This window comes from Amazonocrinis nigriterrae CENA67 (assembly GCF_016056305.1).
Classification (GTDB): Bacteria; Cyanobacteriota; Cyanobacteriia; order Cyanobacteriales; family Nostocaceae; genus Amazonocrinis; species Amazonocrinis nigriterrae.
In genome coordinates, this window is record NZ_JAECZC010000007.1 from 162290 (window position 1) to 176497 (window position 14208).

The following is a 14208-nucleotide window of genomic DNA, read 5'->3' on the forward strand; positions in this document are numbered from 1 at the left end:
CCTTGGTGTCTTAATGTCTTAGTGGTTACAAAGTCACATTTTTAACCACAAAGGCACTAAGACACGAAGGTTTTTACTGATTTTAACCTTGCGCTATCTGTTTCTTAATCTAGCTGGGATAATTTGGGGTCGCTAAATCCAAATTCATACAGAGTTTTAAATTAAGGCTTTTGCCAGAAGTTAAGTAAATACCTATTTTGCTGGTCTGGAATCTACCACAGAAATAACTATGGTCACTACAACCACAATTCGCTTTTCTCAGTTCAACGCTTCCCTGAACCGCAACACTGATGGTCAGCTAGTCACTGATTTGTCTACCCCCAACAATGCCCAGGCTAAAGCCGTTGCAGAAATTATTCAACGCAGCAACCCAGATGTACTACTAATTAATGAGTTTGACTATTCCCCACAAGCAGTTCAACTATTCCAAGAAAATTACCTTGCAGTCAGTCAAAACGGTGCAACTCCTATTAATTATCCCTACGTTTATATTGCACCTTCCAACACTGGTGTTGCCTCTGGGTTTGACTTGAACAACGACGGCAAAGTAGTTACAACAATAGGCGCATCGGGATACGGTGATGATGCTTGGGGATTTGGCAATTTTCCCGGACAATATGGGATGTTATTGTTATCTAAATATCCCATCGATACAGCCAATGTCCGCACTTTCCAAAACTTCCTTTGGCAAGATATGCCGGATTCTTTGCTGTCTACCATCATTGATCCTACTACTAACACACCTTGGTACTCATCTGAAGAACAAAACGCCCTGCGTCTCTCTTCCAAGAGTCACTGGGATGTACCCATTCAGGTGAACGGCGAAACAATTCACGTCCTCGTCAGTCACCCCACTCCGCCTACTTTTGATGGGTCTGAAGACCGCAACGGCAAACGCAACCATGATGAAATTCGCTTTTGGGCAGACTACATTACCCCTGCTAAAGGTGATTACATCTACGATGATCATGGTAAAAATGGTGGGCTGGCTGCTGGTTCTAGCTTTGTGATTATGGGCGATCAAAATGCTGACCCTGTAGATGGTGATAGTTTTGACAATGCTGTTCGGCAACTATTGCAAAATCCAGGGATTAATACTAATGTTATCCCCACCAGTGCCGGCGCTGCCCAACAAGCACAGTTACAGGGTGGTGCAAACGCCAACCAAAAAGGCAATCCTTATTTTGATACCGCAGACTTTACTGATACGACTCCTGGAAACCTGCGGACAGATTACGTCTTACCGTCAGCAAACCTGCAAATTAAGGATTCAGCAGTTTTCTGGCCTGTGAATAGTGATGCAACCTTTCCTTTGGTAGGTACTTTTCCCTTTCCCAGTTCCGACCATCGTCTCGTGTGGGTAGATGTGGAGGTGGGGGCGACAGAAGCAGGTAAAACTATACCTAGCATAGGATTTGCAGGACAAAGTACTTTCACCACCAGCTTTATACCCCCTGGTGCGGCGGGTATAGTCAATGGCACGGCAACTCGATTAGGCGGATTGTCTGGTGTGACTTACGATGAGAAGAGCGATCGCTTCTATGCTATCTCAGACGATCGCTCGCAAATCGCCCCCGCCCGCTTTTATACGTTCACCAGTGACTCCAATGGCGTAACCTTTACCAATGTCACTCCCCTCAAAGATACCGCTGGTAACTTTTTTACCGCCCTCAGCCTTGACCCGGAAGGCATCGCCTTAACCAACAATAATACTGTTTTCATCTCTTCTGAGGGTGAAGTTAATCCTAGTGCAGGTCGTGTTACCAATCCTTTCATCAAAGAGTTTTCTTTGACAACAGGAGAAGAATTGCGAACATTAACAGTACCTAAAAAATTCCTCCCCCAGGTAGAAGACACCAACGGCAACAATATTATAGACGCAGGTGATACGCAAACATCAGGCGTTCGCAATAACTTGGCATTTGAAAGCCTCACCATCACACCAGACCAAAAGACTTTATATACTGCCACTGAAGAAGCTTTATTCCAAGATGGCCCGAGAGTATCCACCACCACAGGCAGCCGTTCCCGGATTTTACAATACAACTTGCTGAGTGGACAACCAGAAAAGGAATATCTCTACATTACCGATGCAGCGGTGGAACCAAACCCGACTACAGCCTTTACTGATAACGGCTTGGTGGACTTACTGGCAATTGATAATCGTGGTACCTTACTAGCATTGGAACGTTCTTTTGCCCAAGGCGTAGGTAACACAATCAAAATCTACGAAGTTACTTTACAGGGTGCAACCGACATCAGCAGCATCGATAGTTTGAGTGCAACTGAACTAGAAACTATCCAACCAGTACAAAAACGGTTGCTATTGAATTTAAATGACCTAGACTTACCCAATGGCACAGATAATATTGAAGGCATTAGCTTCGGCCCGAAATTAGCAGATGGTAGCCAGTCCATTGTGTTGGTAAGTGACAACAACTTTAGCGAATCGCAATTTACCCAAATTCTTACCTTGAGTGCAGATATCGTGAGTACCGCCACACCCACAGTAGAAACTCGTCCTGATTTATTGGATGATGAGACATTACCCAGAGATCAGCGTGCCGATGCTGATGATCCTGCTATTTATGTGAATGCGGAAAACTCCGCCGACAGCTTGATTTTGACTTCAGTGAAAAATGCCGGTCTGCGAGTCTACAACTTGGCTGGTGAGTTGTTGCAAGAAGTAAATCCCGGTGGCATTCGCTACAACAATATTGATTTGCAATACGGTTTTCAATTGGGCGGGGAATCTATAGATATAGCAGTAGCGAGCGATCGCCAAAACGATAAACTAGCAATCTTCAAAATTAACCCCAATCCCAACACCCCAGGTGCATATTTAGAAGACATCACTGATAGCAGTATCGCAACTCTTTTCCAAGCATCACCCTTTAGCGAACCTTATTCTACATCATCTCGCAGCGCCTATGGACTGACTATATACCGGAGTCCCAAAACTAACGATTACTACGTCTTTGTCAGTCGCCGCGAAACTGGAGATATAGCTCAAGTCAAACTCATTGACAAAGGCAATGGTAAAATCGGACATGAAAGAGTCCGGGAATTTACCATACCCACAACTGAAGGACGCAGCCCTCAAACTGAAGGCATGGTAGTAGACCAAGAAACCGGCTTTCTCTACATCGGACAAGAAGATGTGGGTATCTGGAAATTTGCAGCTGAACCAAATGGTAGTAATACTGGTCAGCTAATTGATAAAGTCAGAGATTTGGGTGGAACTCACCTCACCGACGACGTAGAAGGACTGACTATATATTATGGTGCAAACGGTACCGGCTACCTTTTAGCATCTAGCCAAGGTGACAGCACCTTTGTTGCCTACACCCGTGAAGGTGATAACGCATATGTGGGTAACTTTGCTGTGGGTAACAATGGGAGTATTGATAGCGTTCAAGAGTCCGATGGTGCAGATGTAATTAACGTTTCCTTGGGTGCTAATTTTCCATTTGGTTTGTTTGTCACTCAAGATGGTGATAATCTACCAGCCACCATTGCCGATGGTGAGAATATCAACTCGAACTTTAAACTTGTGCCTTGGGAAAATATCGCCAATAAATTTTCTAATCCTTTAAATATTGATACCACTAGTTACAATCCTCGCACTCCCAACGCCGAGGCAGATTTGGAATTGAGTCAAACTGTGGATAATGCCAGTCCACAAGTGGGAGACGAGGTGACATTTACTTTGACACTAAGTAACAAAGGTTCTGGTTTCGCCAGCAGCGTCAAAGTTACAGATTTATTGTCTGAAGGCTTCAGTTTGATCTCTGCAACACCTGAACAAGGAACTTATGACAGTCAAACGGGTGTGTGGGATATTGGTATTGTCGTCGCCAATGTCAACACTACTCTGAAGCTAACCGCCAAAGCTAATACTAAGGGTGTGGTTAAAAACACAGCCGAAGTCACAACTGTGTTTCAGAATGACCCTGATTCTACACCAGGAAATCATAATGCAACTGAAGATGACCAAGCAACAGTTACTTTAAATGTTGCACCCAAAGTCACATTAAAAGGTTTCGCTTCTCTGCCAGCCGATAGCTTTGCCGAAGGGCCGCCATCAGGTAGTGCCATCACCGGTAACACCAATGGCCGAAATGTCCCATTTGCAAGTCAGCCTATCCAAGGTTTTAGTGGCGTACAAATTGCTGATGATAACTCTTTTTGGTTCCTCTCTGACAACGGTTTTGGTAGTAAAAGCAATAGTGCTGATTTTCTGTTGCGGTTATATCGCCTTGACCCCAGTTTTCGAGGTACAGAAATTGATGGTAATAGCACCGTCAAGGTGTTGGACTTTATCCAATTATCTGACCCTGACAAAAAAGTTCCTTTCGATATAGTTAATGAAAACACTACAGAACGCCTCTTAACAGGTGCAGACTTTGATGTAGAATCATTTGTATTAGCACCAGATGGTACAATCTGGATTGGCGATGAATTTGGCCCTTACATTTTGCATTTTGATGCCACTGGTAAATTATTAGATGCTCCCATCGCTACACCAAATTACACTAGTCTCAACACCTTAGATGGCGAAGCGCCAATTGTTATCGGACATCGTGGTGCGAGTGGTGAACTGCCAGAACATACTTTAGGGTCTTACCAACGTGCCATTGAACGCGGTGCTAATTTCATCGAACCTGATTTGGTTTCTACCAAAGATGGCGTATTAATCGCCCGTCATGAACCAAATCTAATTGATACTACCGATGTGGCAGATCATCCAGAATTTGCCAGCCGCAAAACAACAAAAATAGTAGATGGAGTAGCCCAAGAAGGCTTCTTTGCTGAAGATTTTACTTTAGCAGAAATCAAGACGCTACGGGCAAAGATGGCTCAAAGTTTCCGCCCGCAAGTATTTAACGATTTGTACGAAATTCCCACCTTGTCAGAAATCATTGCTTTGGTGAAGCAAGAAGAAGCTGATACAGGTCGGAAAATTGGTATTTATCCAGAAACCAAGCATCCTACATACTTTAAAAATCAAGGCATCGATTTGAGTCAGAAGTTGATTGACACCTTAGTTGCCAACAACTTTACAGACCCAAGTAGAGTATATATTCAATCTTTTGAGGTCAGCAATCTCAAGGAACTCCATGATACAATCATGCCTGCTGCTAAGATTGATTTGCCTCTAATTCAACTATTAGATGCTTATGATGTTAACCTTGATGGTTCACTAATTGAGATACAGCCTTACGATTTCGTCGTCAGTGGTGACTCTCGCACCTATGCAGACTTACGCACACCCCAAGGTTTGCAAGAAATCGCCATCTATGCCGATGGTATTGGCCCTTGGAAGCGGATGATTGTTTCTGTCAAAGGTGTTGATGCTGACGGGGATGGGCAAGCCGATGATGTCAATGGTGATGGTACTGTCAACGATGCTGATAAAACCTTGACTGCACCCACTTCTTTGGTGACAGATGCCCATAATGCAGGCTTGTTGGTACATCCTTACACCTTCCGCAACGAAGGGCGATATTTAGCAAAAGACTATAACGGCAACCCAGAAGCTGAATTTAGACAGTACATCAATTTAGGTGTAGATGGCTACTTCACCGATTTTCCTGGTACTGGCGACTTGGTACGCGACCGATTAACGGGGCAGTTTGTGCGATCGCCTGATAACCCCGATGTGTTAAATAAAACAGAGTTTAACACCTTAGATGGTGATGCACCAATAGTCATTGGTCATCGTGGTGCTAGTGGTTATCGTCCAGAACACACCTTAGAATCGTATAAACTAGCGATCGCAGATGGGGCTGATTTTATTGAACCTGATTTAGTCGCCACTAAGGATGGTTATTTAGTCGCCCGTCACGAAAACGACATTTCCGGAACCACCAACGTTGCCGACCATCCAGAATTTGCTGACCGCAAAACTACTAAAATAATCGATGGTAATCCTGTGACTGGTTGGTTTACCGAAGACTTTACTTTAGCAGAATTGAAAACATTAAATGCTAAAGAACGTCTACCCCAACTGCGAGGAACCGAATACGATGATGATGGCTTGAAAATTCCTACCTTAGAAGAAATCATTGATTTGGTGAAGCAGGTAGAAGACCAAACCGGTCGCAAAATCGGCATTTATCCAGAAACCAAGCACCCCACCTACTTTGCTAATTTGGGTATTAACCTGGGTGAGAAATTAGTTGACACGCTGGTTGCTAAGGGTTTCACAGACCCCAAACGAGTGTTTATTCAGTCTTTTGAGGTTAGCAACCTCCAGGAATTGAAACAGGAAATCTTACCCGCAGCGGGAATTGATTTACCTTTAGTGCAACTATTGGGTGGGGCGACAAGCCGTCCTTACGATTTTGTTGTTAGTGGTGACACCCGCACCTATGGCGATCTTATCAAACCAGAAGGACTGGAAGCGATCGCTACCTACGCAGCGGCAATCGGCCCAGATAAACGCCTAATTGTACCAGTACAAGGTTTTGACCTCAATGGCGATGGCAAGGATGATGATATCACTGCTGATGGTGTAGTTAATGATGCCGATAGAATCACCAAAACTCCCACAACCCTAGTTGACGATGCCCATGACGCAGGCTTGCTGGTACACCCCTATACCTTCCGTAAAGAAGGTGTTTTCCTGGCACGGGATTACAATGGCGACTTGAAAAAAGAACTCCAACAGTTCATCAATTTAGGTGTCGATGGCTACTTCACCGACTTCCCTGATATCGGTGACTTGGTACGCGACCAATTCGTCGGTGAGTCAGCAGTCTCTAACCTAAGTAGTTCTAGAGGATTTGAGGGTTTAGCAATTAGCCCTGATAAAAAGACCCTATATCCATTGCTAGAAGGCACCGTTGCAGGCAACTCCGTAGGTTCACTTAGAATCTACAAATTTGATGTAGCATCGCAGCAGTTTCAAGGTTTAGTTGGTTATTATCAATTGTCAGATGCCAACAACTCCATTGGCGACTTTGCCGTGATTAATGACCATGAATATTTAGTCATTGAGCGGGATAATAATCAAGGAGCTAACGCCAAGTTCAAGAAAATCTTCAAAGTTGACTTCTCACAAAAAGATGCCAACGGCTTTGTCAGCAAAGAAGAAATTGTGGACTTGCTGAATATTCAAGACCCCAATGATTTGAATCAAGATGGTAATAATAAGTTCACCTTCCCCTTCCAAACTATTGAAGATGTGGTGGTGCTGGATGCCAATACAATCTTAGTAGCCAACGATAACAATTATCCATTTTCAACGGGGCGATCGGGGGGAATTGATAACAACGAAATCATTATCCTGGATTTAGCCAAGACGCTTAACTTAGCTACCCCCAACCTTACCAAAAGTGGGAATGATGTATTTACTATTTCCGGTATTGGTGTCAAATCAAATCTGCAAGTCACTCTCACAAAAACCGGTTCCAACAAAGTAAATGAAGTGGCTGCGTTTACTGTTGATGATGCAGAAGGTACAATCAACGGCATTAAACCCGGTGCAGCAGGTTACGCCCAAGCTGCTTTAGAGAGAGGAAAGGCGATTTTCTCTGCTATTAACAAACTGCCCAATGGATTTAATAGCAACAATTTATCACGACTATTAGAGTTGAACTCTGGTGATAATTTAAGATTCTATGTAGTGAAAAATGGTACTAATGATGCCGTCCGCGCTGGAGTCACCCCCATCACCGATGTCGTATTTGCTAATGCTTCCACCCAAAAAATTACCAGCTTAGGCAATAATGAATACTCTCTCGCTTGGAAGCTGAAATCTAGCAACAAAGACTTTCAAGATTTGGTAGTCAAAATTAAGTCTACTGGTGAATCTTTACCTTTAGGTACAAATTTACAAGGTGAATCCCAAGCAGAATTAATCGATTTACGCAACGAGACACAATTAGTCAAAGCCGAGTTTGTTGTTCATCGAGAAGCTGGTTATAACAATTACATCAGCTTCTATCAAGTAGTTGATGAAAATGGAGGCATTGACAGCGATAAAGATGGTAAAGCAGATATTCTGCCCACAGAAGCCGATTATGCCCAAGCAGCCGTGAATGCACGCGTTGCAGGTATCGACTTGACAGCAAAAAACAACGGTACGGCAACTTATACCGCTACTTTCCAACCTGGTTCTATCTTTGCACCATTGATTATTGCTAACGGTACACCAGATGCAATATTAGATGGCAATCCTAACAATGATAAACCTGTTTATTTCCCATTTTTAGGAGCTAATTATCAGCAGGTAGATCACATTAGTTTGTTAGGAAATAACATTTTTGGCTTTGAGGATATAGCAAATGGTGGCGACAAAGATTTCAACGATATGATTGTGCAAGTAAATTTGAGTATTGCTTAGGGACTTCCAGAAAAGAAATTATCCCAACATGACAATGACAATCATTGTCTAATACCATTTCACGAAATACCTGATACAGATATCCTCGTAGGGGCGTACAGCTAGCTGTACGCCCCTACAGTCGATTCATGTGTTGCTAATTAACCGGACTTGATACAAGTGCATGTTCACGGAGAATTGGTATAACACTACTGGCGACAGCTATAAGACCAATTTGAAAAATAATTGAAAATATGCCGATAATTATTAAGGATTTATTAATTTTTTCTTAACTGTCTTAACTGTCCTTGAATTTTTTTGATCAAAGTGGCAGTATGTCCAAACCTACTGGCGGATTTTTAAGTGTAGGTTTCCTTGCTTTCCTGGATTGAATTTAAAGTTTTGGGAGTTATTTAAGAGTCTGTGTTCTACTTATCTCTCCCTAGTAATTGACAAGAATACGCAGTAAAGGATGTTTTCTTAATGGTCATGATTCAACAGCCCCAATTTGGGCATTGCCCTTGTTGCAATCCCCTTATTTCTTTACTAATTGAGAAATTTACTCTGCCATTGAGGTTTACTCAACTAGGTACAGGAGCATTAGAAGCTGCGATCGCACTGTCTAATAAGCTGGCTAAAACTACTGCACCCTCTAAGGTGATTGGGCAAAGCTCAAAGTCTTTTCAAGCGATCGCTGATACTATCTACATCAATGGTGAAATTATTACTGTAAACGATGCTCAACCCACCGCAGAAGCCGTTGCTGTCAAAGATGGCAAAATTCTGGCAGTGGGAAGCACAGCAGCAGTGATGGAATATCAGGAGGAAGCTACTCGCATCATCGATTTAAACGGCAATATCATGGTTCCCGGCTTCATCGATGCCCATAGTCACATCCTCAATTACGCCATTATGCTTGCTGTTGCAAATTTGTCACCACCGCCAGATAGTGGGGTGGAAAGTATTGAAGACATTGTTGCAATATTAAAAGAGCAAATTGACACTGAGACTTCAAGGGGCGACAAGCGAGCTAAAGTGCTTGCTGTATAAGCTTCATAGCCCTTAAACCTCGCTGAGAATATGCTTGCTTATTGCGACTGAAACCGACCAGTTCCTCGACCCATGCTTGACACTCATGCCAAGCTACTATCCAATTTTGACCCTTACGGGTTCGCCAGTCGCTCATGGGGGAAACCCCCAAGACCGCGCTGGCTCACCATATAAACCTATCCAAAAATTACTGTGACGTTTTTGAGTTCTATTTTTTTCTTGAGTGCGACAAATATATGAATCAAGTTTTTGAAGTTTAGTTCTTTGCCCATGTAACCAAGAACTAGTCATAGCCAAAGCAATTAAGAAAATCAAACGTAGAAGTCTATCAGGATTGGCTTGAGAACTTTCCAGATTGTAACCACCCGTTTTACAATCTTTAAACATTGCTTCAATCCCAAAACGTTGAGCGTATATTTTGAGAGCAGTATTTAAATCAGGCAAATTAGTTAAATGGTAGTGTTGCCGCTAGTCTTTCTATCCTCACTTGTTTCTGATTTTGTAATAACCACACCAACATATTCAGTGTGATTAACTGTGCTTTATTCAGGTATTTTTCGCTCAAAGTTTTGGTAGAATGATGCCAGCATTATTATGACGGTCTTGGTCAAATTACCAGACCGTTCTTTTTTACCATTAAACTGTACCCTCCGGCTGGCTGCTTAATAACTGTATAGTTCATTCTCAATAAGCACCCAAATTTTTCAAGGGGTCTGTTCCTCCCAAACCCTTCCCTGTCCGGGTTTAGAGGCGATTGTCGCCCCTTGAACTATTGCATACTTTTGCTTATTGACTAATAGCCCTAAAGCTTAACTTGTTAACGATGATGCTTGTGAAGTTGTTCATAATCCTCAAGAGTATCTACATCAATAACTCCCTCAGCAAAATAAATGCTTGAACAGTTTGAATAATGCTGACGAATGATTTTTCTAGCACCGATATCATCCTGAAGAAGAGCTAGTTCTGAAAATAACGTTTTGTGAAATATAGTAGGAACACCAAGGATACCCGCGTATTCCGAAGCAACTATCATCGAATTTGTAGCTTGATATCTTGTAACAAGTTGATTAATCAGGTCGGAGGAAACAAACGGTTGATCGCATAACATCAGTAAGATCGCTTCAATCTCAGATGCGATCGCCCCAATAGCATTTAGTCCACATCGAATGGAACTGGCCATACCAGTTGACCATTTTTGGTTATAAACAATGTGGATATCTAAATTTCTCAGATGCGGCTCAATAGTTTCGACGTAAGCACCCAACACAACAACAACTGGCCGACACTGAGAATTAATCGCCGCCTCCGTGATATGTCGAATTAGTGATTTACCTTGGTAAGCTAGGATCTGTTTAGGCTGACCAAGCCTTGTGGAAGCGCCTGCTGCCAAAATTATAATGCCAATGTTAGACATGGTTGCTCTAAGAGAGAATGGATCGAGCCTGGGCGATCGCGCAAGAAACTACCCCTACGTCCGCCAATTACAGCTTGAATTTCTGCCACGATGGACAGGGCGATTTCTTGGGGTGTTTCCGCAGCAATGTCTAGTCCTACAGGGTTATAAATTCGTTGTTCTTGTGCAGATGTGGTAATGATATTTTCTTCAGACAGATCATCCCACAATTTTTGCATCCGGCGTTTTGGGCCTAACACTCCCAGGTAACGCACCTGGGACGGAATCAGAGTCTTGAGAAATGCTATGTCGCTTAGATAGCGGTGTGTCATGACAACTGCTACAGTTTGCGGTGTCAGCAAATGTTTGTATGAGTGGGAATCATTGAGTTCGCACCAGAGAATTTGGTCAACTTGAGGAAAGCGATCGCCTCTCAAATACCCTGGTCGATCGTCAATTACGGTAACGTGCCAACCCAGATGTTTCGCCAAATGCACCACGGGAATCGTATCATATCCAGAACCAAATACGAGCAGTGGTACTAATGGATGAATTACTTCAATCAACACATCAACGCGTCCTTGAGGTAAAGTATATGATTGTACGCAAGTTTGTTTTTTTCTCAGTGCTTGGTGAGTGTCTATTTCTATCTTTTGAGCAATGAAAATATTAGCAACGTGATTGATGACAGTGCCATCTGATTTCAGCATCATTCGAGAACCAACTGTAATATCTGACGCTCCCTCTATTCTAAAGACAGTAGCGATCGCTCCCACTTGCCCAGACTGCAAACAATCTTGAATGAAAGACATTTGGCTCGCAGCAGTTTCATCAGCTAAAGATTCAATCAAAACATCGACAACGCCATTACACCCCAACCCAAAGCCAAATACAATGTCTTCATCCGATGTAGTGTCATATCTTACTACCATCGGTTCACCACCGCCAAACATCAGCGATTGCGCCCGTTCAAAAACATCACCTTCCAAACAGCCACCGCTAATCGCACTAATCATTTGTCCATCTTCAACCAGTAACATTCTCGCCCCTGGTCGGCGATAAACCGAGCCACTTGTTTGTACTACCGTTGCTAAAGCACTACGCTGTGCTGACTTTTGGCTATGTACAAATGCTTGCAGGATATGCTGTAACTCGTTCATATAGTTATTACTCACTTACAGAACTATGTAATAGCGCTAAATTTGCGGCAGCAAATTCTACAAGAGTTTGTCAGGCGTGATGGGCAAATCTCTGATTCGCTTGCCGGTCGCGTGAAAAACCGCATTGGCGATCGCCGGCGAAATTCCGACCATACCGAGTTCGCCCATGCCTTTGACACCGAGCGGATTGACGATTTTATCGTCCTCCTCAACAAAGATCGTTTCGATCTCCAGAATATCGGCATTAACCGGCACATGGTAGTGCTGCAAATTCGGGTTCATGATCCGCCCGTAACGATGGTCGATTTCAGTCGCCTCTTGCAGTGCCATACCAATGCCCCAGACAACGCCGCCGATTTTCTGACTGTGCGAGGCCTTCGGATTCATGATCTTGCCGCTGGCGGTCACTTCAATGACCCGCGTAACGTGGACAGTCCCCACATCCGGATCGACCTTCACTTCAATGAACTGCGCGCCGTGCGCCAACGTCGCATACTTCTTGCGCTCCTCTGAGGGACGCGACTCGAATGTTTCCGTGATTGCGGTGAGACCATTACGCTTCATCACCCCGGAGATGTTGACGAAACGCGACGGGTCGCTTTTTAGTTGCAGTCTCCCGTCGAGCATCTCGACATCGGCGGCGGCTGCCCCCTTAAGCGGAGAATTCGGTTCCTGGTTCGCGAGTGCGAGCAACTTCGTGCCGATCGCTAGAGCCGCGCCGCGCACCGCCGAGCCGACGCTCGCCGTCGTCCAAGATCCCCCTTGCGACGGTGACCGAGGGAACTTCGTGTCGCCGAGTTCAAATTTCACTTGCTCCAACTTCAGCCCCAGATACTCGGCAGCGATCATGGTCATCACCGTGTAGGTGCCGGGGCCGATGTCACTGGTCGCACTAGCAACTTGCGCCGTGCCATCCACCCGCAGCGTGATCAGGGCGGCAGCAGGCATCTGGGCAGCGTCCCAGACGCTGGTTGCCATACCCCAACCGACTAGTAGGCGTCCGTCGCGCATTGAGCGCGGCTCAAACTGGCGGTTCTTCCAACCGAATTTTTCCGCGCCGAGCCGATAGCACTCCCGCAACGCCTTACTCGAAAATGGCTTGCCGCTCTCGGGGTCTACTTCGGCGTAGTTGATCAGCCGTAGTTCGAGCGGATCGATCTTGAGCGCGTAGGCCAGCTCGTCCATCGCGCATTCGAGCGCGAACATACCGCTAACGGCCCCCGGTGCACGCATCCAGGTCGGGGTGGGGAGGTCAGTGTTGGTAATCTTCAGCGGCGCGTAGAGGTTCGGGCAGGCGTAGACCTGGCGCGTCAAAAGCGTGGTTTCGTCTGAGAACTCATCGATGTTGGAGGTGTTGTGTACGACTTCATGAATCATCGTGGAGAGCTTTCCCGATCGCTCTGCGCCGAGCGCGACCTTCTGAATCGTGTACGGACGATAGCCGTGGCCAGTGAACATTTGTGTGCGCGTATAGACGACCTTGACTGGGCGTTTGAGTTCCCAGGCCGCCATCGCTGTCAGCGCCGGATAATAGTTCGGGCGCAGCGACGATCCGAAAGCCCCGCCGACGAAGGGTGAAAGCACGCTCACATTTTCCTTGGGCACGCCGAAGCTCGAAGCCAAATGTGCGCGCACGCCATAGACCCCCTGCGTCTTGTCGAAGACCGTGAGCTTGTCGCCTTGCCAGACCGCGATGGCCGCGTGCGGCTCTATGGGGTTGTGGTGCTCGATAGGAATGCGGTACTCGGCCTCTACCTTCACAGCCGCTGTACGCATCGTCTCTTCGGGATTACCGCGCGGCTTTGGAGGCGGCCCTTGGGTGGGGACGCGCGCGATCGCTCGCACCGCCTCGGTGTCGGTCGTGTGCGGCTCTGTGTTGTAGGAGACTTTGACCAGACGTGCCGCATAACGCGCTTGCTCGTATGTCTCGGCGACGACGAGTGCCACAGGCTGCATATTGAAGAAGATTTTGTCGGACTGGAGCGCCCGAAACGACTTGTCTTGCTCATCGGTAGCGCGCGATGGAGTCTGCACCATGGAAAACTTCGGATCAAGCTTTGGTGTGTTCAGGTGCGTGAAGACGCGAATTACGCCCGCAGCGCGTTCAGCCTCACCCGTGTCGATTGATTTAATCGTGCCCTTTGCTACGGTTCCCAGCACGATAAAACCGTAAGCGAGATTGGAAATCTGAAATTCTGCGGCGTATTTTGCCTTGCCCGTCACTTTTGCGATGCCGTCTACGCGGCTCATTTCTTTTCCGATGTATCTTGCCATTT

Annotated in this window: 6 protein-coding genes; 2 read left to right on the top strand and 4 right to left on the bottom strand. The window is 45.4% G+C overall.

What is annotated here, in order from left to right; translation table 11 throughout:
• Positions 1-229 precede the first annotated feature (229 nt).
• Both I8748_RS05955 and I8748_RS05960 read left to right on the top strand, forming a co-directional pair.
• The gene (locus tag I8748_RS05955; RefSeq protein ID WP_198123738.1) at positions 230-8350 is read left to right on the top strand and encodes a phytase; all 8121 of its coding nucleotides are present in this window, start codon (positions 230-232) and stop codon (positions 8348-8350) included.
• Between the two features lie 468 nt (positions 8351-8818).
• Positions 8819-9379 carry an amidohydrolase family protein gene (locus I8748_RS05960; protein WP_198123739.1) on the top strand — a complete coding sequence of 187 codons (561 nt, stop codon included), beginning with the start codon at positions 8819-8821 and terminating at the stop codon, positions 9377-9379.
• Positions 9380-9511: 132 nt separating this feature from the next.
• Here the strand turns inward: I8748_RS05960 and I8748_RS05965 are convergent, their stop codons facing one another.
• The 4 genes from I8748_RS05965 to I8748_RS05980 form a co-directional block, all read right to left on the bottom strand.
• On the bottom strand, positions 9512-9766 hold the full coding sequence (locus tag I8748_RS05965; protein WP_198123740.1) for a hypothetical protein: 255 nt from the start codon (positions 9764-9766) through the stop codon (positions 9512-9514).
• A 430-nt stretch (positions 9767-10196) separates the two neighbouring features.
• Positions 10197-10793: a nucleotidyltransferase family protein gene (locus tag I8748_RS05970; RefSeq protein ID WP_198123741.1), complete on the bottom strand. Its 597-nt coding sequence runs from the start codon at positions 10791-10793 to the stop codon at positions 10197-10199.
• Positions 10772-11932 (bottom strand): XdhC family protein, encoded by a 1161-nt coding sequence (locus tag I8748_RS05975; protein WP_198123742.1) that lies wholly within the window; start codon positions 11930-11932, stop codon positions 10772-10774. Before I8748_RS05975 ends, I8748_RS05970 begins: the two co-directional genes overlap by 22 nt.
• Before the next feature lie 57 nt (positions 11933-11989).
• Positions 11990-14206, bottom strand: a complete 2217-nt coding sequence (locus I8748_RS05980; protein ID WP_198123743.1) for a xanthine dehydrogenase family protein molybdopterin-binding subunit — start codon at positions 14204-14206, stop codon at positions 11990-11992.
• Positions 14207-14208: the final 2 nt, after the last annotated feature.